Origin of the sequence: Bartonella sp. AA23NXGY (genome assembly GCF_042197165.1) — a bacterium.
Lineage (GTDB): Bacteria > Pseudomonadota > Alphaproteobacteria > Rhizobiales > Rhizobiaceae > Bartonella.
Genome location: NZ_JBHIRO010000067.1, coordinates 1 through 1,447, shown reverse-complemented (window position 1 = coordinate 1,447; position 1,447 = coordinate 1). Strand labels below are relative to the sequence as shown.

Annotated in this window: 2 protein-coding genes; both read right to left on the bottom strand. The window is 42.0% G+C overall.

Features of this window, described 5'->3' with window-relative positions:
* Positions 1 to 320 (bottom strand): hypothetical protein (locus tag ACFINY_RS09690; protein WP_375648009.1); only part of this gene is annotated, 320 nt, incomplete at its 3' end.
* A 20-nt stretch (positions 321 to 340) separates the two neighbouring features.
* On the bottom strand, positions 341 to 1,447 hold a 1,107-nt coding region (locus tag ACFINY_RS09685; protein ID WP_375701066.1), incomplete at its 5' end, for a N4-gp56 family major capsid protein.

Genomic DNA, 1,447 nt, shown 5'->3' with positions numbered 1-1,447 from the left:
CGTGTTGCATAAAGGGTCATCTCCTTATCATCTGCAACAAAAGACTTTTGATCTGTTGGCGTAAAATCTTGCGTGCCCTGGGCTTTGATGTCTTTTTCACTGAACTCATTGCCTCCATAGGTGCTGCCTATCTTTAATTTTGCCTCAGAAAACGCGGTCTTGACAAAAGCCTTCATCGAAGTGATCAAAGCGCCACGAGGTAATATCCCTATTTTCGTTGTGAGATGCTTATCTTTATGCGAGATATTCAAACGTAAGAAACTCACCTGTTGGGTGTGAAGATTTCTCCCCTGTAGTGGAGGTGGTAATTGATCTGCCATGTCTTGCTTCCTCCCTATGATTAATTATCAGGTTCACCACTGTAGGTGGGGATAACAATCGTTCCAAAATCTTGCGCTGCTTGAGAGCTATTTGGAAATTTGAAACGGGTTTTCTTCATGCCAATCAGTGTTTTCGCAGACAAACCATAGTAACGTTGATAGTCGAAATGCTCTTCCACCAATTTATAGCGATTGACATTGCGATTATTTCCAAAAGCCATAACGATACTTTGTGCTCCAAGAAAAACAGCACGACGCACACTTTTTTTCGCTGTATGATCGGTAGATTTAACCCCATGAGTGACATGTTCAGATTCACGTAAAATCACACCATTATACATGCCTAAAGAACCATCAAAGATTGGGTTTTGCGCACGAGAGCCTGTGTAAGCAGCTTTCTGAATATCAAGCCACTGTCCAGTCTCTGTATTGGTGCGCAATTGCATCACTTGTGTTGGATGCAAATAGAGAACATAAACACTCTCCCCATTCACACGTACTGGTCGAATTTTGGGATTAGCAAGTTTCGCCATTTTTACAGCTTCGTCAATAAGCTTCAAACTAAAGCTGTGTTTTGGCGCTTCACTGAGATCTTCATCCTTGGTTTTACCATCTGGACGGATAATTCGCTTACTGCTTGGTGCCAGAGGTTCATTAAATCCATAATGCACATTCTCGATATCTATCATACGATCTTCAAAAGAGAGCGTCCTTGCTGTATATCCGCAAGCTTGAATGAAAAACATCAAGCTTAAGCGATCTGCATACCAATCAACTAAGCCATCTTTTGCTTCGTCACGCAAATCAAACGTTGTACGTTGTTGCGCTATACTACCTTCATTTTCTACACGAACTGCATGCGAAAGCTCGTCAATATATAGTCTGTCATGAAGGAATTGTAATGCCTCTTCATTCCCCTCAAGCGTCTGTCCTGAGGTAACTCCCCGTCCCAAAAGCTGTGTACGTAAGCTAAATGTAACACAATCCCCTCTGCCCTTCTGTGTTTCAGTTTTAAGTTGAATAATGCTGTTTGAACCCTTGCCTATAAGGGGGGCAATAGGTATCGCCTTTGAAACTTCTGTATTTAATAATTTTGACCACGTGCTTATCGCATGAGGATCATCTGC